Below are 21,005 nucleotides of genomic sequence, written 5' to 3'. Positions count from 1 at the left end.
TTTACGGACAGTTGATCTCCCACCTACTAACTCCCTTGTATTCGCCGAATTTTGAAGTGGAAGTCTTATTGCCCGAGCGGGATAAAGAAATCATTTACAGTATTTCTCATAAGAGGTGACGCAGTGAAAAACAGAAGTATCGTCTTTAAACTATTTTTATTAACATCAACTTTATTTACAATAATATTCCTACTTTTTTTCCTAGGACAATCTCTATTTTTAGAGAAATTTTATATTAATAAAAAAGTAAAAACAGTTCAAACTGCTTTTGAAAAATTCGTAGATAATTATGACAAAAGTGATAAAAGTTATGAGAAAGTTAGAAAACTAAAACAAGAATTTCATGATAAAACAAATGCCGATATGCAGTTTTTGGATTCTAACGGTATTATTAAAAGTGATAACAATTACTATATCGATGTATTTAATCCCAACAATAATAAACAGTATTCCATTCCACTCAATAACCTTTTAACACCAGAAGAATATAATAAATTCGAAAATTTAGGTTTAAAAAAAGATGTAATAATTAATGTTGATGGAGTCGTACAAGAGAATAATATTATTACACCACAAAAATTAGGAACGAATTATAATCAATGGCAAAACGAACATTTCTATTCGGATTTTCAGTCAATTAATGGTAATCCTTCTAAGAATAGACTTGCAAGCCGATACAAATCTACAACTCGTATCGTCTTTACAGGTGTTATAACTAAGTTACAGCTCCCATCAAAAGCTGAGGTTCGTCTTGCAAATGATATTGAAACATTACAAGCCGTTCAATATTTTGCAGATATTATTAGAGATGGCACTTCTAACTCGAACCAATTAAACACTTTCATATTAGATGGCGGCGAAAATATAAAAAATAGTATCTTTGTAAAGCCGATTATAGAAAACGGAAAGATTACAGAATATGCTTTTGCGATAGCGTCTTTACAACCCGTTAATGAAGCGATGCTAGTTTTAAAAGACTATTATGTTTATGCCTTAATCATCGTGTTTCTCGTTATTATTTTGTTATCCTTCTACTACTCAAAAATCATTGTTAAGCCATTAATTAAAATGAATCGTGTTACAAAAAAAATGGCTAATTTTGATTTCAGCGAGAAATTACCTGTTACAGCCGACGATGAAATTGGTGGGCTTTCCGGCAGTATCAATACATTATCTGTAAATTTAAAAGATCGAATCGATCGATTAAATGTTGCCAATACAAAGTTACAACAAGACATTGAACGTGAACGTCAATTAGAGAAAACAAGAAAAGAATTCATTTCTGGCGTATCACACGAATTAAAAACACCACTGAGTGTAATTAGAAGTTTTGCAGAAGGTATTAAAGATGGTGTTAGTAAGGATACTTCGTATTATACTGATGTTATTTTAGAAGAAACAGAAAATATGAACAGGCTGATTGTTGAAATGTTAGAATTAGCAAAGTTAGAATCTGGTACTTACAAACTAGATATGACGACGTTCTCAATTGGTGAATTAACGCAACAAGTCTATACAAAATTATTATTTAGCATGGAAGAAAAGCATCTACAAGTGAACGTCGATGCAGACCCTTCTATACTTGTTAAAGCAAATCGTAGCCGTATTGAGCAAGTAGTTGTGAACTTACTAAGTAATGCCATCCGCTATACGCCGGATGGAGAAAAAATACAAGTCTCCATTATAGAAGCAGAAGATACCGTAAAAATCGAAATCGAAAATACAGGAAACCCTATCCCTGAAGAAAGTCTTGAAAAAATTTGGGATCGCTTCTATCGCCTAGATGCATCACGTAGCCGTCACACCGGAGGTACCGGTCTCGGATTATCTATTGTAAAAAACATTTTAGACCTCCATCATGCCGAGTACGGTGTGTATAATACGACTAACAGTGTTGTATTCTATTTCAATTTACAAAAAGTAAAAGAAGTCAAATAATTTGTCTTAATTTCACTAGGAGTTCACATGAAATTCACACTCTCCCTTTATAGTAAGAAACAAGTTAATCCTTTCCTTTACACATATAAAAGAGGAGAGTGCGTGAAATGAAACAAGCAGGACAACCTATTCAAAATGAAAAACAATTAGAAACTATCAAAAATATACTTTTACAATCTTCGAAACGTGATGGCTTATTATTCGTATTAGCTGTAAATTCTGGCTTAAAAGTAAGTGAAATCTTACAATTAAAAGTTAGTGATGTAATCGATGAAAATGAAAATGTTCGCCATTCCATTTTATTTTACAATGAAAAAGTGAAGAAACATAAATGGTTTGCTGTAAATGAAGACTTACAGCACGCAATCGAAGACTACATGAAAGAACGTAAAACTTGGAAACGTAATGAACCATTGTTAAAATCTCAAAAAGGAACAAAATCTATTACGAGACAACATGCATGGTACATTTTAAACAAAGCTGCAAAAGAAGTTGGATTAGAAGGGATTAGCTCACATACACTTCGAAAAACTTGGGGTTATTGTGCATACAAATCAGGTGTTGATATTGCATTTTTACAACACTTCTTTGATCACAGTACTCCATCAAAAACTTTAAAGTATATCGGTATTGCTTAATAACTCTTATACATAAAAAAGGTTACCATTTGAAAATTTGGTAACCTTTTTTATATTTCATATTCTCTTTTCTTGTCTCTCCTATACTGTAGTGGTACTCTAATAATAAGGGGGAGAAATTATGAACACACTTACAATTGAATTACCAAAAGAAACGGCTGAAAAACTTGATTTATTAAAACAAGCTTACGAAAAGAAAACAGGTGCTTCTATCTCTGAGAGCACTCTCGTGCAAACACTTATCTCAAAAGAATTTATCCAGGCGATAACTCCTTTTGATTTACAACAATTCATCAACGGAAAAGAACAGCATTAATGCTGTTCTTTTTTTATCTCTATTTAAAATATACAAAGTTTTTTATATATTTTTAGAAAAACCATTGACAATGATAATGATAACCATTATCATTTATTATGAAGCCAACAATTGATGAATCAACCAAACGCTCAGTAACATTGTTACCCCTCTTTTTCATATAGAAAGGCACTGTACATTCCCCCTGTTTGTACAGTGCCTTTCTTGTTTATTATCATTCAAAAAAATTTAATTGCTCCGGCTTCGGCTCACCATATGTAATGTTCATCATTTTCATAAGCTGTTTCGCATTATCTGCTGCATCCCCACCTGAATTGTTGTTAAACAGTACGTATATATCCTTTGTTTTCTTTTTTAATTGCTCTAGTCGTTCCACCCATTCTTCCAGTTCTTTATTGTTGTAGCGATATAAACAACGAACCGCTCTCCAATTTTCCCCTTTATCAAGCCAACCATGAACATTTCGACCGTGAAAACGTATTAATGCCATGTTTGAATTCGTAACCTCTAATACGAGTGGCACAGAACCTATCCCAGCCTGTGGTTCATCACAAATTGTATGAACCCATTTCTCCTGTTCTAGAAACTGTAACGTCTTATCTCTCATTTCTGGATAAAACCATGTTTGATTTCGAAATTCTATTGCACATGGTAAACCTTCCATTTTTTCTTTCGTATATCGAAGAAAATCTACATTTTTCTTTTTGCAATCAAACCATGGTGGATATTGAAATAAAATTGTTTTTAATTTATTAGCTTCTATTAAAGGAAGAATGGACTGCTTATACACATCAAACATCTCATCAAACGTAGAAAAAGGAAATTCCCCTTTCATATGTCCTGTCATTCCTTGATACGCTTTTACGACAAAAGAAAAATCTTTCGGCGTTTCCATTGCCCATTTTATATAATTTCGTGCAGGTTGCATCGCGTAAAATGAACTATCCACTTCCACAATAGGAAAATACTCACTATATGTTCGTAATTTATTTCTATTTTCATAGGAATCTACGTATAAAGAATCATGATCTCCCCATCCTGTCACTCCAATGAACAGCACATATATTCCTCCCTTTTTAACTTTATCTTCTATTCACTCCCCAAACACTTTTGCTAATCAATTTCATTAAGTGGCCCTTTCTTTAAGAGTATCCTTATTAAAATATGATATACTATATGGAAGAATTTTTAAAATGAGGGGTTATTTATTTATGCTTCCAAACGATGCTACTGTATCTCATGAAAAACGAATTGAAGAACTAGAAAATAAAGTGCGTTTTTATGAAGAACTTGTAAATCAATTACCACATCATTTCACATACAAAAATCCACATATTGGTTTACAAATAAAGAAAACTAGAGCAACTCATTCCATTCAAGAAATACCAAAAGAGAATAAAGAGGCTCATTTTCAACTTACTTGTGATTCATTATTCTTATTTGAACAACTTGAAAAACACTTTGTACATATTTTTGATGCCTTTTCACATCATGTAACCTTTGTCGATAGTAAAGGGAATATTACTTTATGTAATCAAGTTGCCGCAGATGATTTCGGTGTAATACGAAATGATATTATCGGAAAACCGATTCAACAATTACTAAGCTTGCCGGAAGAAAAAATTAAAGCGATTGAAACATTAAGAACGGGAACAGAAATATATAATGAAGAAGTTTTAGACAAAAACTATGGCATTATAAACAACCGAATTATTCGCGATTATAACGGGGAGATTTTTAGGGTTATTAGTGTCTTTCATTATTTAAACACAGAGCGTGATGCAGAGAAGTTTTCGTTAGCAGGACGAATCGCAGCCGGAATTGCACACGAGGTACGAAACCCTCTTACGACAGTACGAGGATACTTACAATTTTTACAAGAAAGTGTTTCTCCATCAAATAAAGAGTTATTTAAAAGCTTACTTATCCCTGAATTAGATCGTGCAAATAGTATTATTACAAAATTTTTAGCCATTTCAAAAACACGTGAATTTACAAGAGAACCGTTTCCTATTAATACATTTTTATGCGACTATATTCAACAGTTACTAGCTAGTGAAGTCTTCTTGCATAACATTTCAATTGATTATAACTTTTCTAATGAATTAGATGATATTTTAGTCAATATTGATCGACATGAACTTGTTCAAGTATTTTTAAACCTATTTCAAAATGCCGTCGATGCTCAAGGCGAAAAGCCTCTTTCTATTCAAATCACTAGTTATCGCCTAGATAACTTCGTTCGGATTACTTTCACAGACAATGGAATTGGTATTCCTCTAGCTATTCAAGAATATATCTTTGATCCATTCTTCTCAACGAAGGATTCGGGGACAGGACTAGGCTTATCAGTAACAAAAAAAATCATCCAAAATCATAACGGTACGCTCAAAATGACTAGTGATCCAGACGGTACAACCTTCACTATTTCTATTCCGATTTTACCTAAAGTAAATCGTGAAGCAATTAACTTATAAAATGAGAATGCTGTTCTATTAACTCCCTTTAATTGTTAAGCACACTCTAACAATTAAAGGGAGTTTTTTAAAACATATAGATTTTTCTCTACTTCTTTATTGTTCGTGTTAGGTAGGTAAACTTCTTATTTTTTGAGAAATAGTAGTTTGTCCATCACGAATTTAATTTAAATTTCATTATAATATATAGTAACGACTATTATTCTATGAAAGAAAGGAATGCAAAGATAAACAACAAAAATAAAGGGAAAGTATTTTATGGTAATGATTGTTGCGAAGTAAGAGCTTGTAGTTATATCAACATCTCTAAGTCCGAACTTAAATAATTTGTTAGACTTCTTCAAGCTCTCGGCCAAGCTATTCAAGCTGTCTTAGTTCAATATGGATCTGGTTCCTAGGTGGAGGCGCTACTGGACCAGCGGGTACTCCGATTCGGGTAACTATAGCTGCAATAGGAAACTCCAATGCTCAAACAATATCAACTGGAATTAATATTCAATTAAATCAAGTTTTTGAAATAAATAATATTAACTTTAATGACACTACACATACTTTACAGGCGTATATGATATTAGTTTCTCGGCATCTACAACTTTCCCAGGCTCTTCACCGTTTGGATTCGGTATTTCATTCAATGGCCAACCACCTACTCGTAATTTTTCAACTAATGTTATCGGTAGTGCTGTTTCTTTCTCTACAATTGTTACTTTACAAGCTGGTACAACGATTTCTGTACAACCTACAGCAAATACTATTTCTATTCCTAACACGGGCGATACAACTGCGACACTATCTGTACTCCGAATTTACTAACCACAATTTCCGATAATATTTTGGGAGGACTAAACACATTTATAAGTAATAGGTGTGATTTTGATTGTCTATTAAATCTCTCTTTTAATAAAAAGGAGCACTTATTTGGGAGGATAAGTGCTCCTTCTTTACGTTTCTTTACCTCAAATTTACTCTATCTTAATCCTCATTTTGTATGATAAATAATGAAGTCAAAGATATGAAAGAGGGATGAAAAATGAGAGTTATGTCACCGATACGCATTTGGATTGCTCTTATGATATGCATTATTTTATGTGTAGGGTTTTTTTTAACTCTAAAATATTCTACTATTTCAAAAGCAGAGAGAAAAACAGTTCCATACACACTTTTGTATACGAAACAAAACAACATCCTTTATTCCAATTCCACAAATAATGAAAAAAAAGTTATAAAAGGAATGCTTATTACGAAAGCTTCTAGTTACGAAACTCTACTTCAAATTACTGAAACGATTAAAGATCAGTATACAAATAAAGGAATTGATGAAATCACGCTGACTATCCATAATGAAAATAATGGTAGTTATGAAGAAGAATTACCATACGAACCGATTAGTAAAGGAACAATAATCATCACATACGATTCTCAATCCTTTGGCAGTACCAACATTACTCTTAATGAATAGTAGCATTTACCCCACTAATTATGAGCTCACTTCATTTTTTACATGAGAAAGAGGCGAATAACGAAATTCGCCTCTTTCTTTTACCATAACGATGGAATCCACTCTTTTACTTTATTAAACCACTCTTGCTGTTCTTTTTTCCTTTTTTGTTCTTCTTCTTGCCTTTTCTTTTCTTCTTCTTTTCTTCGCTTTTCTTCTTCAATTGTTTGCAATTGTTTTTTATAGTCCGCCTCAGATATTAACGACAATTGGAACGCTTTTTGGGCTGGGTTTGCATTTGCTTTTTTCATGATATCCCGGAACATCGTCGTTGTAATTTGACTACCACCTGGAACATAATGCTCGCTATCTGTTTTGTCATATCCTACCCAAACTGCACCTACTAAATCTGGTGTGTATCCTACAAACCACGAGTCCTTTGCCCCTACGCTCGGGCCATTTACAAGTTGAGTAGTCCCTGTCTTCCCTGCTGTATCAACATTAGTAACTTTCGCTTTTCCACCTGTTCCCTTTTCTACAACACCTTTTAATAAATACGTCATCTTTTGAGCAATTTTCTCACTCGTCACTCGTGTCTCTTTCTTATACCATTTCCCTATTATTTCCCCTTCAGCATTTTGAACTTCTCTAATTGCATGAGCCTCTACTTGAACCCCATCATTAGCAAATGTACTATATGCTTGGGCCATTACAAATGGTGATGTCCCTACATGCATCCCACCTAAAGCAATTGGATACGTACGGTCTTCTGGTACTAACGGAATACCAAATCGCTCTAAAGATTTCAATCCTTTATCTAATCCTATTTGTTCTAAAAGCCACACAGCGGAAACATTATACGACTTTGCTACCGCTTCATACATTGTCACATTACCATGAAAGGCCTGATCACTATTTTTCGGTTCATATTCTTTAATATGAAATGGTTCATCTTTTAATATATCGTATACTTCATACCCTTGTTCTAAAGCGGGTACATATACAGCTAGAGGCTTTAATGTTGAACCTGGCTGTCTTTTTAATTGCGTAGCATGATTAAATTGTAAAAACTGATATGGTCCTCTACCTCCAACTAAAGCTGGAACACCGCCTGTTTTTGGATTTATAAGGACTACACCCGTTTGCATAAGTTGATCTGAGCCACTATCTTTGAAATAACTATCATTATTCACAACATCTTCTACAGCTTGTTGTTTTTTCGGATCAAGCTCTGTATAAATACGATAACCACCTGCTAAAATTTCATTTTGTGTTAATTCATACTTATCCATCGCTTCTCTAACTATATAGTCTACATATTGGGAGTATTTACCTTTGTATTTATCATCAACCCCACGTTTTAATACAAGGCCTGACTCTTTTTCTTTATTGTATTGCTCTTCAGAAATATATCCTTGTTCCTTCATTAAACTTAATACGACATTACGTCGTTCAATTGATTTATTAAAGTTTTTATAAGGAGAATACGCAGACGGCGCTTTAATTAAACCTGCAATCGTTGCAGCTTCTGAAATTGATAAATCTTTTACCTCTTTATCAAAATAAGATTTAGCTGCCCTCTTTATTCCCCAAGCACCTTCCCCAAAATAAATTTGATTCATATACATTTCAATAATTTCATCTTTTGTATAAGTACGTTCTATTTTTTTGGTTAAAAAGTATTCCTTTATTTTACGAGAAAATGTACGATCTTGTGTCAGAAATACATTCTTTGCAAGCTGCTGTGTAATTGTACTTCCCCCTGCTACAACTTCTCCTGCTGTAATATTTTTAAAAACTGCACTTATAATTCCACTATAATAAATACCATGATGGTTAAAAAAACCCTTATCTTCTACTGCAACAATTGCCTGAACCATAATATCAGGAATATCTTTTCTTTTAACACCTTCTGTTTTCGAAGAAGCTAATTTAGTTGCGACCTCATTATTTGCATCATAAATTAAAGTCGGTTGTGGAACAGCTTGTTTTAATTCAGATATGTCTTGAATGGATATTATTATATTTATAGCAATAAATAGAGTAATGAGTACACTTCCCAATACAATTAATGAATTACGAAGTTTCTTCCTCTTATTGAACCACTCAAGCATTTTTTTAAAATGAGTGTTCTTCAATTTCATTCGTTCACTTCCTTCATTTATTTACACTCTTCTTTTTAAAAGGAAGAATATACCGCCTTTTAAATTTACTATAATAACGTAGTCATTCCTATAGTGTAAAGCTTTTCTTTTACATTCATACTTTTTGCAAGAAAAGGACATTCTACAAGTAAGATATTCACTATTGGATATTAATATTATTAATAGAACAACGAGAGTTATGTTAAGTTTTTGTAAACTTTTCGATAAAATGTTTTAAAAAACGACAGTTTTTTGTTAGAATTGATTAGCCAATATATTTTACATATATTACTTTTGTGGGGGTAACAATAATGGTCTTTAAATCAAAAAAAGATAAATTTTCTGAAATGTTAATGAATGTTTCCGAAAATTTAAAAGAAGGCGCGCAGTTTTTCGTGGAGTATAAAATTAAAAATGCTAGCGATTTAAAAGAGTTTTCTATGCGCATGAAAGAGTATGAGTCAAAAGGTGACTCATTTATTCACGAAATCATTATGGAGCTAAACAAAGCGTTTATTACTCCAATTGAACGTGAGGACATCCTACAACTTGCAATGAGTATGGATGATGTATTAGACGGATTAGATCACAGTGCTGGTCTGTTCGAAATGTATTCTATTACAGAAGCTGATGAATACATGATTAAATTCGTGGAAGCAATTAATCAATGTGCGATTGAGATTGCAAACTCTGTTGAACTACTGTCTAAAAAGAAGTTAGTCGACATTCGTACGAACGCGATTAAGATTAAGGATTACGAATCACAATGCGATGATATTCGTCGTCATGCGATTAAGCACTTATTCTCTCGTGAAAAAGATCCGATTAAGATTATTCAATTTAAAGAGATTTACGAAGAGCTTGAAGAAGTAGCTGATAGCTGTCAAAGCGTTGCAAACGTATTAGAAACAATTATTATGAAGAACGCGTAAGGAGTTTGATCATGGATACACTCTTGATACTGACCGTTTTAGTAGTCATTTGCGCTTTAGCTTTTGACTTTATCAATGGATTTCACGATACAGCAAACGCTATTGCAACGGCTGTTTCAACGAAAGCTCTAAAGCCTAGACATGCAATTATTATGGCAGCTATTATGAACTTTTTAGGTGCAATGACATTTACAGGTGTAGCAAAAACGATTACAAAAGATATCGTTGACCCATTTGCTTTACAAAATGGTTCTCTTGTAATTTTAGCTGCTTTGCTTGCGGCGATAGCATGGAACTTAATTACTTGGTACTACGGTATCCCAAGTAGTTCTTCGCATGCAATTATTGGCTCAATCGCAGGTGCAGCCATTGCTGCTGCTGGTATTAGCTCATTAAACCTTAAAGGATTCATTAAAATTCTTGAAGCTTTAATCATTTCACCAATTATCGCTTTCGTTATTGGTTATATCGTTTACAGTATTTTTAAAGTGGTCTTTAAAAACTTTAACTTAACGAAAACGAATAAAAACTTCCGTATATTCCAGATTTTCACTGCAGCATTACAAGCCTATACACACGGTACGAATGATGCACAAAAAGCAATGGGAATCATTACGATGGCTCTTATGGCTAATAACTATCATACTTCTAGCGATATCCCGTTCTGGGTACAATTATCTTGTGCTATCGCAATGGGACTTGGTACTTCTGTCGGTGGATGGAAAATTATTAAAACTGTCGGTGGACAAATTATGAAAATTCGTCCTGTAAATGGTGTAGCTGCCGATTTATCATCATCACTTGTTATTTTCGGTGCAACATTCATTCACTTACCGGTTAGTACGACGCACGTTATCTCTTCTTCTATTTTAGGGGTTGGTGCTTCTCACCGTGTGAAGGGGGTAAAATGGGGAACTGCAAAACGTATGTTAATTACATGGGTTATTACACTTCCTATTTCAGCTTCTTTAGCTGCTCTGTTTTACTACCTATTACATTTTGTTTTCTAATCAAAAGTCGTCTTCCTTATTTTTCTAGGAAGACGACTTTTTTGTGAACAAGCCTATTTCTCATTAAAAAGCGTGTATAATAATTGGTGGATAAGTTATTTAGAGGAGTTGGCAATTTTGGAATACATCATGTTACTTTTCATCGGACTAATCGCCGGGACAGTCGGCAGCCTAGTTGGGCTTGGAGGCGGAATTATTATTGTTCCGTTATTAATTGGATTACACAGTTTATCACCACAACTTGCAGTAGGGACTTCTATGGTAACAGTCGTTTTCACAGGACTATCTTCTACCCTTACTTACATGAAGCATAAGCGAGTGGATTATAAAAGTGGACTTATTTTATTTATCGGAAGCGGTCCTGGTGGTATTATCGGATCATGGGCAAATAAATTTTTAAACCAAGACACATTTTCTTTATACTTTGGGATTTTCCTTATATTCGTCTCAATTCTACTTATGCTTCGAGACAAATTAAAACCTCTTTCCCTCTCAAATACGTCTGTAATTAAGCGTTCTTTTACAGATAATGATGGAAATGCTGTACACTACCAATTCCCACCGTTTCTTGCTATCTTTATCGCCTTTATAGTTGGGTTTATATCTGGGTTATTTGGAATTGGTGGCGGTGCCTTACTTGTTCCAGCAATGATGCTTCTTTTTGCATTCCCAGCACATATTGCAGTAGCAACTTCAATGTTCATCGTATTTCTATCGGCAATTGTAAGTTCTGCAACTCACATCTCACTTGGAAATGTCAGCTGGATTTATGCATTAATCCTTATTCCTGGTGCATGGATCGGCGGAAAAATCGGGGCTTACATTAATACAAAACTGAGTGGTAACGCCGTAATTAATTTATTACGTATTACGTTAATTATTCTTGGAACTAGATTAATCATTATTTCCCTTTTATAACGTATTCTTTTTAGAATGCGTTTTTCTTATACACATGAATATAAAAATCCTCCGAGGAGAACAAATAAAATTAAACAAGCACTTAATAACATATAATTTGAAATATGTACTTTCTTCAAGTTGACCACTCCTATAACTGCGACTGTTATCTTTATGATAGCGAAAAAATAGTTCACTTGCAGTTACAGAGTGCTAACAATGCAAAATCAATTATTACAAATTTTATCCTTATATTTCATTTCTTTGTATATTCTATCGATTTAATAAAAAAAGATGTCATATTGACATCTTTTTTAGTGAAGAAGTGACCATCCCATAAAGTCTTCATGTACTTGGCACGCCCTCTTATCGTTTCGATCATATAATTCAGCATAACTATCTGTTTCTTCATCATAAGCCATCGTATAAATAATTTGGCCGTCTACTTCAACGGATAAAACGACTCCACCTTTCATCTCTTCTACATGAATGATAGCATTCGCCGGAATTCTCATATCCGTCATTCTTATCGCATCTAACAATATACTAAACCCCCTACAGCGTATTCATTGCTAGTACTATTACACACTAAATAGTATACTACTGTAATAGCATACATTTCGTCAATGAAATTGCTGTTGAAATAGCATATTGTCTATATACATATACGCTAAAATAGAAGAAATAGAAACATATTAATGGGGGGCTAACATTGATTCTACACAAAGGAGATGTACTATTCCGTCAAGGCGAGGACGGTCCTTTATACTTTATAAAAACAGGCTTATTAAAAGTAGTTCGGCTAGAAGAAGACGGAACACCATTTTTATTCAACATTATCGTTCCAGGTGAAACGATACCTCATCATTCTTTAATTTCACCGAAAGAATATCACGGTACAGCTATCGCTTTAATAAAGACAGAAGTGGAACCGATCACTAGTAGTGAATGGTACGAGAGACTTCAAGCAAATCCCGAATCATATGCCAACATCGCTATGCAATTGCAATCTAAATTAAGAATGATGCAACAACGAATTGATCAATTGACAACTGTCTCTCCGAAAGAACGTCTTCATCGTTTACAAGAATGGTTCACATTATATTTAGGTGACATTCCTATATATGAAATATTAACACAAACTGAAATTGGTCAACTGATAGGCATACGCCGTGAAACAGTTAACCGTTTATTACGAGAACAAATAAAAAACGAGGTAAAATAAATACCTCGTTTTTTTGTTTATTCTCATCTGTCTTATTGTAAGCTTGTTGCTGGGCCGAAAAATTCATAATGAATATGCTCTTGTTTCACACCTAAATCAGTTAGTGCAGCATTTATATGCTTCATAAATGCTACTGGACCACAGAAATAAAATTCTGCTTCAGTTGTCTGAATAATAGTTTTTAACCATTCGCTTTCAACGAAACCTTCTTTATCAAAGTTCTTCATTTCTAAATCTTTTTCAGTCGGTGCAGAATAACAAGTATATGCTTTAACTTGTTCATATTCATTTTCTACTGCCTTAACGTGTTCTTTCATTGCATGTGTATTACTATTTATTGCTGCATGAATAAAATATACATTACGTTTTGAATCTTGTTCAATTAACGTATTTAACATACTCATCATCGGTGTAATCCCTACTCCACCACTAATTAGTACAACTGGTAATGTTGAATCCATATTTAACACGAAATCTCCCGCTGGTGCACTTACTGGTAAAACATCTCCTTCTTTTACATGTTCATGTAAGTAATTAGACACTTTACCGTCTGGTGTATCTACACCTTTTTCTTTCTTTACACTAATACGATAATATTCTTTCCCAGGTGCATCGGATAAACTGTATTGACGATTATGTGTATATGTCTCACCTTCAATATTGATTTGAACCGTTACATATTGACCTGGGATGAATGAAGAAACTTTCCCTCCATCTTCAGGTTTCAAATAAAATGACGTAATAACATCGCTTTCCTTCACTTTTTTAACAATCACAAAGTTACGGAAGTCTTTCCATCCACCTTCTTTATGTGCAGCTTCTTCATACATCTCTGCTTCAATGCTAATAAATGCATCAGCAATGACACCATATGCTTCTCCCCATGCATTTAAAACTTCATCAGGTGCACCTGCGACCTCTTTAATGGCACGTAGTAAACATGTACCTACAATCGGATAATGCTCAGCTTTAATACCTAAACTTCTATGCTTATGACCAATTTGTTTTACAACTGGAATAATTGCTTCTAAATTATCAATGTACGTTGCAGCTGCATAAACAGCATTCGCTAACGCTTGTTGTTGTCTTCCCTTTTTCTGATTCGTATGGTTGAAAATATTCAATAACTCCGGATGTTCTGAAAATAAAATTTCATAAAATCTCGTTGTAATTTCAACGCCTTTTTCTTGTAATAATGGTACTGTTGACTTTACGATTTCAATTGTTTTTGCACTTAACATTGTATCCCACTCCTCTATTTCCTTAACTGTTTTTAGTTTAACTGAATCTTATAATGCAGATTGTGATTTTAATCACTATTAACACGTTGTTTTTGTGAATAATATATGAACATTGTACTTACAAAAGAAAATAAGCTAACTAGAATTCTAGCTAGCTTATTATTTTGTTTGTATAGCTTGTTCAATTACTTTTATATCTTTCCCCTCGCCAAACTCTGTATACCCCCAGATATTCGTTTCCCCCCTATATTTATTTACGATAATATCCAAGTCATGATATACACGGTGGGCATACACTACATACTCAATATTTTGAAGTTCCACACCTTTTTTTACAATTTCATAGCTTCTATTTACATCGCGTTTTATTTTTTCATTCTTTATTTCCGTATGTATATTTTTTAAAGATGGTTCTTGTTGTTGAAACCATTGCTTAAATTGATTCCAATCCCCGTCTGTATAATTCTCTGCTTTACCGTAATTTAAGAAATTATTATAGCTTTCATGTGTCATTCGAATAAAATCTAGCACTTTTGTCTCTTCTTGCACATCTTCTACTTGAGCTATTGTATTTACCTCAGCAGGCTTATTCGCATAATGTAACAGCACTTTCATAAGACTATAACTCGCGATGATCATTACGATAATAATCCCGAATACACGTAGCAATTTCTTCATATACAGAACTCCTTCTCTACTAAAGATATTATAATGTATGGCTATACTTGTAACATTCTCTCGTAGAAATATACTTCCTGTATAAATTCTTCCTATCATTTCGACAATATTTTTCTATACATTTCTCGTTGGCAAATGTTCTTGTAAAACAATATATCCTTCATAAGCTGTGTAACCGAGTATAGCCATTAATCCGATATAACAAGCAAATACTGTCCATTTCGTTTTCGCATCCACTTTATAATAGTTTTCTTGTTGTTCTTTTTCTATTTTCCATTTATTTAATTTTCTTTCTGACGCTTCAAATGCTTCCCTTATGTGAATTGTATACTCATCTTTTTCATCTTCATATGGAACATAATCTAACGGTTCGAACTTCGGTAAAAGATACTCTAACACTTCCATTTTTTGAAGTTCACCTATTTGTAACTCTTTTTCCCGTTCTCTTTGTCTTAATGCATTCATCTCATGATGCATCATGTATATAGTCCGATGTACAGCACCCGTTTCTTTTAATTCCTCTTCAATCCTAGCAACATATTCTTTCATCCCATCAATTTTATGCCCTAATTCCTTAATCGGCTCATCTCTCTTTATCACTCTATATAATTCCATACAACCGATAATAACAATAAATCCTCCCAAAATATTTTTAAAGTAAATTGAATAGCCAAGTAATAAAATAAGGCCTGCTCCCCAAATTTTAGTGCTGACAACTGAAATAATTCGCCCACCATCTAGCGGCGAAACGGGAATTAAATTAAAGAAATTAATCATACTTCCAAGCAAAATAACAAGCGCCCAAAATGGTTCTTTCGTCATTATGTAAAGCGGTATCGCGGGTAAATATGACAGAAGCCCGAAAAGCGGACCCATATAGGCAATGTAAGCTTCATCTTTTGCATTTTTCGGCATCTCTTTCATTCCAATAAGAGCCCCCATAAATGGGATAAAGATTGCTGGCGATGTTGGAATTCCTTTTCTTTTCGCAGCCCATAAATGGCCCATTTCATGAACAAACAACAAATAAATGAGCGCCACCCCAAATTTCCAACCATATAGAACTGCGTATGCGCCAAGCGATAGAAACATACTAAATACCGTTGAAAACTTTGCTAATTTAAAAATTGCAAATACCCACTTTAACTTAGACAGTAAAAATAATCCTATGGCAACAATAATTCCCCATAATCCTTTTTTATTATTTTTCATCTCTCTCCTTTAACCCCCTGTAACGAGTCATACAAGCTCATCAAAAATTATTCTCCTCTTTATTATGACATATTTTTTTCTATTGTTAGAAATAATGTTTATTTAATCCATTTTTAGCCAAAAATATAAATAAAGGAGGTATATACGAATGAATTTACAATCTCTCATAATAAGTGTTTTATCATTTTTAGCTTCAACTCTTATTTTTTATACAGTGAGCTATGTATTATTATTAGATTGGTTGCCAAATCACTTACTTATCACTCTTATCATTCTTTCCGCTCTTATGATTTCATTTCTTATTACACGAAAATCAATGAATGAGCCATCTGCAAAAGCAAAATAATAGAGAGGGTGTTCTTCTCCCCTCTCTATTATCATTTCCTAGGAAAGGCTATATAGAATTTACAATTCAGTTACAGCCAATAAGGGCCTTACCCCAAAATTCAGTTGAAACAAAGAAGTTAAGTGAGAGTCAACGCCGAATTGGCAAAGACTATTAATCAATGAGAAATGATCAGCCTCCGCCGATTAAATTCTCACTTTATCTTTGGAAATTCATTTTTTCACCATACTCTTTAACGATTTGAATTATATTTTGAAACACACCTATTTTTTCTTTTTCACTGTTTAATATTTTTAAATCATACTTTTCGTAATATGTTTCTAATGATTTTAATTGTGATTCTGAAGCGCCTTTTACCTGCACAGTAGCATGCAATTCATATTGCTTATACCCTTCCTTTACTTTTTCACCTAAAATCATTTCACTCTCTTTTGCTCCAATTAATTTTTGAACTTTTTCTGGGAAAGTGAGTTGCAAATAATATTCTTGTTCCTTCACTAACTTGTTGTATAGTGATTGTGAAATCGTATACCGTACCATATAATTCACGTTTTGATAGCCTGCTTTAATATGAAACGCGGTAATCTGCAAATCTTTTTTTGTTACCTCCGTTAAAGGACCTACCTGCATCTCTTCTTCTTTTTGTTCTGAAACATTTGGAAATATAGCCAAAAGCTTTTCCGTATCTTTTTCATTCAACATATACATAACTTTCTTATATTGCACCCATCCTCGTCTATCTTCTCCCCTTAACCATGCATAATAAGTTTCTTTTTTCCCCTCTCTACTAATTTGTATTTCATATTCAGGTTCACCGAAGCTTCCGGTTATTTCTTGTTTCTCAGCTTTATCCAAAATGTCTATTACTAACTTCGCTTCTGATTCCTGCAACTTTTTCTCTTTATGTTTTTTTTGTATAACGGTTACCCCTATTGTTTCTTTCACTTCATTCACCGTCTCTTCTACTTTTTTTGTTTCTTGTTTTTGCTCAGCTTGACCACAAGCTGCTAGTAACATAACAAATAACAACAATACATATTTCCCTTTCAAATTAATCCTCCTTTTACGATAAGAAATTCTTATAATCTTCATACATAAAACAAAAACGTGACATCCTATTAAATAAGTTATACTAATCATTGAAAGGAGGTCTTTATCATGTCCATTAATTTTCATGATGCAAATAATAAATACACATACGCAACAAGAAACGCTCATATTTCTTGGGCTGAAATGGTAAAAAACATTACAGACATACAAAACAAGCAAATAATTGATATTGGCTGCGGTGGCGGGATTTATACGAAAGAACTCGCTCTTATGGGAGCCAAAAATGTTGTGGGACTTGATTTTTCAAAAGAAATATTACAAGCTGCAAAAGAAAATTGCAACAATTTCCCAAATATTTCTTTCATCCACGGTGATGCACATAATATCCCATACCCTAACGAAACATTCGACATAGTTATTTCGCGCGCAGTTATTCATCATTTACAAGACATTCCTACATTTTTATGTGAAGCTTCTCGTATATTAAATAAAAACGGTGTACTTATTTTACAAGATCGAACGATTGAAGATTGTACAGTTCCAGGAAGTCCCGAACACATTCGTGGATATTTTTTCTCTATATTTCCAAAACTCATTGAAATAGAGTCAAAAAGACGTCCAAAAACCAACACGATACAGAAAGAATTACAAAAACATTCTCTTCACGTGCTTCCCACACAAACACAATGGGAAGTACGAAAAATACATGATTCTGTAGAAGCATTGCTACAAGATTTATCTCCTCGAACAGGTCGATCCATTCTATATGAGTTAACAGATGATGAACTTTCTCAACTTCTACAACATATACAGACCACATTACAAAACGTCTCTCCTATTATTGAAAGAGATCGATGGGCAATTTGGAGCGCCATGAAGTTGTAAGGAAGGAAGCCTCACAAAATAATGTGAGGCTTCCTTTCTTTCATAATCTAATTTTGCAACACTCTTGATATCCTCCACTTCTGGCCTGTGCACTTCCACACTTCGGACATACTAAATATCTAGACTGATTTGTCAACAAACTACCTTTTTGAAAGAGTAAAACTTCTGCTTGTTTAAACGAACGCGAATAATATAACCACATAAAACCAATTATAGCAATAATGCCAAATAATGCTCCCATCGCAAGCATTTCAGTCACCTCTTTTGGTTTGTTCTTTCCAGCAAGTGGATTGTTGTAATATTCTCTGTAAATTCAAATAATCCCTTCTTTACTCCTATAAATATCAACTTTCTCTATAAATTTTACAATTCTCCACAAATTTTTACTCCCATTTTACAATTCATTATTCCTTTAGCAACAACGAATATTACTTTCGATATTTCCGTATATAAATATATCTTTCAAAAAACATATTGACTTTCTAAAAAAAACATGCAACAATACTGTCAGAATACTTGAATAAAAATTCATTGACGAGAACGAGTACGTTATAGAACTGTTCCCCAGAGAGTTGGCGATTTGCTGAAAGCCAACGTTCAGTGCGTAACCGAAAATCATCTCCGAGAAGTAGAACCGAATGTTACAGTAAGTTCTTACCGGCCGTCCCCCGTTACAAGGAACACGTATCATGTTGTACGTTGCAAAGCCGTATACATATAGATTTATTTCTACATGTGTAAATTAGGGTGGTATCGCGGGTAAATATAACTCGTCCCTTTCTTTAGGGACGAGTTTTTTGTGTTCTTACAAATGAATTTAAAAAAGGAGGAAAAACAATGAACACTGTATCAAAAAAACATATTTTTTTCACGGGTCTTATGCTATTTTCTTTATTTTTTGGGGCAGGTAATTTAATTTTCCCTCCCATGCTTGGCCAAAACGCAGGTGAAAACTTTTGGCCCGCAATGATTGGATTTTTACTAACAGGAGTTGGCTTACCACTACTTACTGTTATCGCAATTTCTCTATCAGGAAATGGAATGCAGCAACTTGCAAGTCATGTTCATCCATTATTCGGAATTTTCTTTACGGTAGTTGTATACATTGCCATCGGTCCATCCATGGGCATCCCACGTGTTGCAAATGTTGCTTATGAAATGGGTGTTAGTTCTTTCTTACCAGAAACAATCCGCTCTAGCAGCCTAGTGCTATTTGTATATACAATCATATTCTTTACTATCGTATTTTGGCTGAGTTTAAATCCATCTAAACTTGTCGATCGTATTGGAAATATATTAACACCTATTTTATTACTCTCAATTTTCTTATTGTTTGTTAAAAGTGTCTTTACACCACTTGGACAATCAGGACCAGCTATGCAAGAGTATCAAACTTCTCCAATCTTCAAAGGCTTTATGGAAGGGTACTTAACAATGGACACCATTTCAGCACTTGCATTTGGAATTATCGTTGTAAATGCAATTCGCTCTAAAGGTGTGAATGATCGTAAGTCCATTGCCATCGCCACAGCAAAAGCAGGGCTTATTGCCGCTACAGGACTCGTACTTGTATATGGTGCACTCGGCTGGCTTGGGACAACTAGTGTCTCTCTCGGATATGCAAAAAATGGTGGACAGCTACTTACTGTTATCGTACAACAATTATTCGGCCCATACGGTTTGCTCCTATTATCTCTTATCGTTACACTCGCTTGTTTAACGACATGCGTTGGACTCGTATCTGCGTGCAGCCAATATTTTTCAACATTATTGACTACATTTTCATACAAAACGTTCGCGAGTATCATTTGCGCATTAGGATTATTAGTTGCCAACTTAGGTTTAACAAAAATTATCGCAATCTCTGTTCCAATTCTACTTGTTGTATATCCAATTGCGATTGTACTCGTACTACTATCGTTACTTCATAAATACTTCGGTGGATATCGCTCTGTTTATGTAGGTGCTTTAATCGGAGCAGCAGTTGTGAGCGTATTTGATGGATTAAAACAAGGCGGTATTCCAGTCTCGTTTATCACGTCCAACTTTGAATTTATTCCTTTATATAATGAAGGAATAGGCTGGCTATTACCAGCATTAGCCGGAGCACTTATCGGATTTACTATCGCTAAACTAAACGGTGCTAAAAAAGTTCCCTTAATAACCGACGCAAAAGCATTCTAAAAAAACTCCCGAAAGGGAGTTTTTTTACATTTGATAAGCAGTATGATTAAAACTACTTATTTTATACGCTTTCGTATAATATTCAATATTCGTATCAACTGTTTCTACCTTAACAACATCATAGCAGTCTTCTTGCTTTACTAAAAATAAATAGTATTCCTCTGTTGCCTCAATAATCGCAATTTTATCTGTTTCAACATTATATTGTTCACAAAGCGCTTGTAATGCGTTCACATAATCCCCTAATTTTTTAGACTTATCCATTCCGAATATAGTTTGAACTAACATATACATTCTCCCCTTTGTATGTACTGTTAACAACTTAATGATAACGCTTACATTTATTAGCGTCAATAAAAAGATTTGATGCAAACTAATAATCAATGGGGATAGT

General features: G+C 33.8%; 21 protein-coding genes, 1 pseudogene and 1 other annotated feature. Of the genes and pseudogenes, 13 read left to right on the top strand and 9 right to left on the bottom strand.

Annotation, left to right across the window (positions count from 1 at the left end):
- Positions 1 to 123 precede the first annotated feature (123 nt).
- From NZ044_RS07560 to NZ044_RS07550, 3 genes are all read left to right on the top strand, one after another.
- Positions 124 to 1,938, top strand: coding sequence for a sensor histidine kinase (locus NZ044_RS07560; RefSeq protein ID WP_000797506.1), 1,815 nt, complete (start codon positions 124 to 126; stop codon positions 1,936 to 1,938).
- Positions 1,939 to 2,045: 107 nt separating this feature from the next.
- The gene (locus tag NZ044_RS07555) at positions 2,046 to 2,576 is read left to right on the top strand and encodes a tyrosine-type recombinase/integrase (RefSeq protein ID WP_000806236.1); all 531 of its coding nucleotides are present in this window, start codon (positions 2,046 to 2,048) and stop codon (positions 2,574 to 2,576) included.
- 121 nt (positions 2,577 to 2,697) lie between these two features.
- Positions 2,698 to 2,892: a DUF3924 domain-containing protein gene (locus NZ044_RS07550; protein WP_001094856.1), complete on the top strand. Its 195-nt coding sequence runs from the start codon at positions 2,698 to 2,700 to the stop codon at positions 2,890 to 2,892.
- Between the two features lie 214 nt (positions 2,893 to 3,106).
- Here the strand turns inward: NZ044_RS07550 and NZ044_RS07545 are convergent, their stop codons facing one another.
- Positions 3,107 to 3,952, bottom strand: a complete 846-nt coding sequence (locus tag NZ044_RS07545; RefSeq protein ID WP_000897362.1) for a DUF72 domain-containing protein — start codon at positions 3,950 to 3,952, stop codon at positions 3,107 to 3,109.
- Between the two features lie 151 nt (positions 3,953 to 4,103).
- On the opposite strand from NZ044_RS07545, the gene NZ044_RS07540 reads away from it, so the two are divergent.
- The 3 genes and pseudogenes from NZ044_RS07540 to NZ044_RS07520 all read left to right on the top strand — a co-directional run bounded on the left by NZ044_RS07540 (position 4,104) and on the right by NZ044_RS07520 (position 6,828).
- Positions 4,104 to 5,369 carry an ATP-binding protein gene (locus NZ044_RS07540; RefSeq protein WP_000937233.1) on the top strand — a complete coding sequence of 422 codons (1,266 nt, stop codon included), beginning with the start codon at positions 4,104 to 4,106 and terminating at the stop codon, positions 5,367 to 5,369.
- 206 nt (positions 5,370 to 5,575) lie between these two features.
- Positions 5,576 to 6,182 (top strand): annotated as a pseudogene (locus NZ044_RS30830) (Gly-Xaa-Xaa repeat protein).
- 217 nt (positions 6,183 to 6,399) lie between these two features.
- Positions 6,400 to 6,828: a hypothetical protein gene (locus tag NZ044_RS07520; protein WP_001265587.1), complete on the top strand. Its 429-nt coding sequence runs from the start codon at positions 6,400 to 6,402 to the stop codon at positions 6,826 to 6,828.
- Positions 6,829 to 6,908: 80 nt separating this feature from the next.
- On the opposite strand, the gene NZ044_RS07515 is transcribed toward NZ044_RS07520, so the two are convergent.
- Positions 6,909 to 8,951: a transglycosylase domain-containing protein gene (locus NZ044_RS07515; protein WP_000769249.1), complete on the bottom strand. Its 2,043-nt coding sequence runs from the start codon at positions 8,949 to 8,951 to the stop codon at positions 6,909 to 6,911.
- A gap of 311 nt (positions 8,952 to 9,262) precedes the next feature.
- On the opposite strand from NZ044_RS07515, the gene NZ044_RS07510 reads away from it, so the two are divergent.
- The 3 genes from NZ044_RS07510 (at position 9,263) to NZ044_RS07500 (ending at position 11,811) form a co-directional block, all read left to right on the top strand.
- On the top strand, positions 9,263 to 9,883 hold the full coding sequence (locus NZ044_RS07510; protein WP_000231445.1) for a DUF47 domain-containing protein: 621 nt from the start codon (positions 9,263 to 9,265) through the stop codon (positions 9,881 to 9,883).
- Between the two features lie 11 nt (positions 9,884 to 9,894).
- A complete protein-coding gene (locus NZ044_RS07505) occupies positions 9,895 to 10,893 on the top strand; it encodes an inorganic phosphate transporter (RefSeq protein WP_000380276.1) in 999 nt (332 codons plus the stop codon).
- 117 nt (positions 10,894 to 11,010) lie between these two features.
- Positions 11,011 to 11,811, top strand: coding sequence for a sulfite exporter TauE/SafE family protein (locus tag NZ044_RS07500; RefSeq protein WP_000455760.1), 801 nt, complete (start codon positions 11,011 to 11,013; stop codon positions 11,809 to 11,811).
- 293 nt (positions 11,812 to 12,104) lie between these two features.
- Here the strand turns inward: NZ044_RS07500 and NZ044_RS07495 are convergent, their stop codons facing one another.
- On the bottom strand, positions 12,105 to 12,332 hold the full coding sequence (locus NZ044_RS07495) for a hypothetical protein (protein ID WP_000882911.1): 228 nt from the start codon (positions 12,330 to 12,332) through the stop codon (positions 12,105 to 12,107).
- Positions 12,333 to 12,502: 170 nt separating this feature from the next.
- Between NZ044_RS07495 and NZ044_RS07490 the strand changes: the two genes are divergently transcribed.
- Positions 12,503 to 13,015, top strand: a complete 513-nt coding sequence (locus tag NZ044_RS07490; RefSeq protein WP_000600585.1) for a Crp/Fnr family transcriptional regulator — start codon at positions 12,503 to 12,505, stop codon at positions 13,013 to 13,015.
- A 32-nt stretch (positions 13,016 to 13,047) separates the two neighbouring features.
- On the opposite strand, the gene hmpA is transcribed toward NZ044_RS07490, so the two are convergent.
- The 3 genes from hmpA to NZ044_RS07475 form a co-directional block, all read right to left on the bottom strand.
- Entirely contained in the window at positions 13,048 to 14,256 is a 1,209-nt protein-coding gene (gene hmpA / locus NZ044_RS07485) for an NO-inducible flavohemoprotein (protein ID WP_000947319.1), read from the bottom strand.
- A gap of 159 nt (positions 14,257 to 14,415) precedes the next feature.
- Positions 14,416 to 14,934, bottom strand: a complete 519-nt coding sequence (locus tag NZ044_RS07480; RefSeq protein WP_000735433.1) for a hypothetical protein — start codon at positions 14,932 to 14,934, stop codon at positions 14,416 to 14,418.
- A gap of 114 nt (positions 14,935 to 15,048) precedes the next feature.
- Positions 15,049 to 16,146, bottom strand: a complete 1,098-nt coding sequence (locus NZ044_RS07475; RefSeq protein WP_098506671.1) for a site-2 protease family protein — start codon at positions 16,144 to 16,146, stop codon at positions 15,049 to 15,051.
- A gap of 148 nt (positions 16,147 to 16,294) precedes the next feature.
- Between NZ044_RS07475 and NZ044_RS07470 the strand changes: the two genes are divergently transcribed.
- The gene (locus NZ044_RS07470) at positions 16,295 to 16,492 is read left to right on the top strand and encodes a hypothetical protein (RefSeq protein WP_001053359.1); all 198 of its coding nucleotides are present in this window, start codon (positions 16,295 to 16,297) and stop codon (positions 16,490 to 16,492) included.
- 198 nt (positions 16,493 to 16,690) lie between these two features.
- Here the strand turns inward: NZ044_RS07470 and NZ044_RS07465 are convergent, their stop codons facing one another.
- Complete coding sequence (locus NZ044_RS07465; protein WP_118961693.1) at positions 16,691 to 17,542, bottom strand: hypothetical protein; 852 nt, start codon at positions 17,540 to 17,542, stop codon at positions 16,691 to 16,693.
- 108 nt (positions 17,543 to 17,650) lie between these two features.
- Here NZ044_RS07465 and NZ044_RS07460 point away from each other — a divergent pair, with 108 nt between their 5' ends.
- The gene (locus tag NZ044_RS07460) at positions 17,651 to 18,427 is read left to right on the top strand and encodes a class I SAM-dependent methyltransferase (protein WP_098506672.1); all 777 of its coding nucleotides are present in this window, start codon (positions 17,651 to 17,653) and stop codon (positions 18,425 to 18,427) included.
- A gap of 40 nt (positions 18,428 to 18,467) precedes the next feature.
- Here the strand turns inward: NZ044_RS07460 and NZ044_RS07455 are convergent, their stop codons facing one another.
- Entirely contained in the window at positions 18,468 to 18,677 is a 210-nt protein-coding gene (locus NZ044_RS07455) for a hypothetical protein (protein ID WP_340950053.1), read from the bottom strand.
- A gap of 272 nt (positions 18,678 to 18,949) precedes the next feature.
- Positions 18,950 to 19,208, top strand: a binding site (T-box leader).
- A gap of 56 nt (positions 19,209 to 19,264) precedes the next feature.
- Between NZ044_RS07455 and brnQ3 the strand changes: the two genes are divergently transcribed.
- Complete coding sequence (brnQ3, locus tag NZ044_RS07450; protein ID WP_098506673.1) at positions 19,265 to 20,611, top strand: branched-chain amino acid transport system II carrier protein BrnQ3; 1,347 nt, start codon at positions 19,265 to 19,267, stop codon at positions 20,609 to 20,611.
- Positions 20,612 to 20,635: 24 nt separating this feature from the next.
- Here the strand turns inward: brnQ3 and NZ044_RS07445 are convergent, their stop codons facing one another.
- Positions 20,636 to 20,974 carry a DUF3922 domain-containing protein gene (locus NZ044_RS07445; protein ID WP_118961699.1) on the bottom strand — a complete coding sequence of 113 codons (339 nt, stop codon included), beginning with the start codon at positions 20,972 to 20,974 and terminating at the stop codon, positions 20,636 to 20,638.
- Positions 20,975 to 21,005 lie beyond the last annotated feature (31 nt).

Source organism: Bacillus sp. FSL K6-1338 (assembly GCF_038006965.1).
Taxonomy (GTDB): domain Bacteria; phylum Bacillota; class Bacilli; order Bacillales; family Bacillaceae_G; genus Bacillus_A; species Bacillus_A thuringiensis_S.
This window is presented reverse-complemented; position numbering and strand designations above follow the sequence as displayed.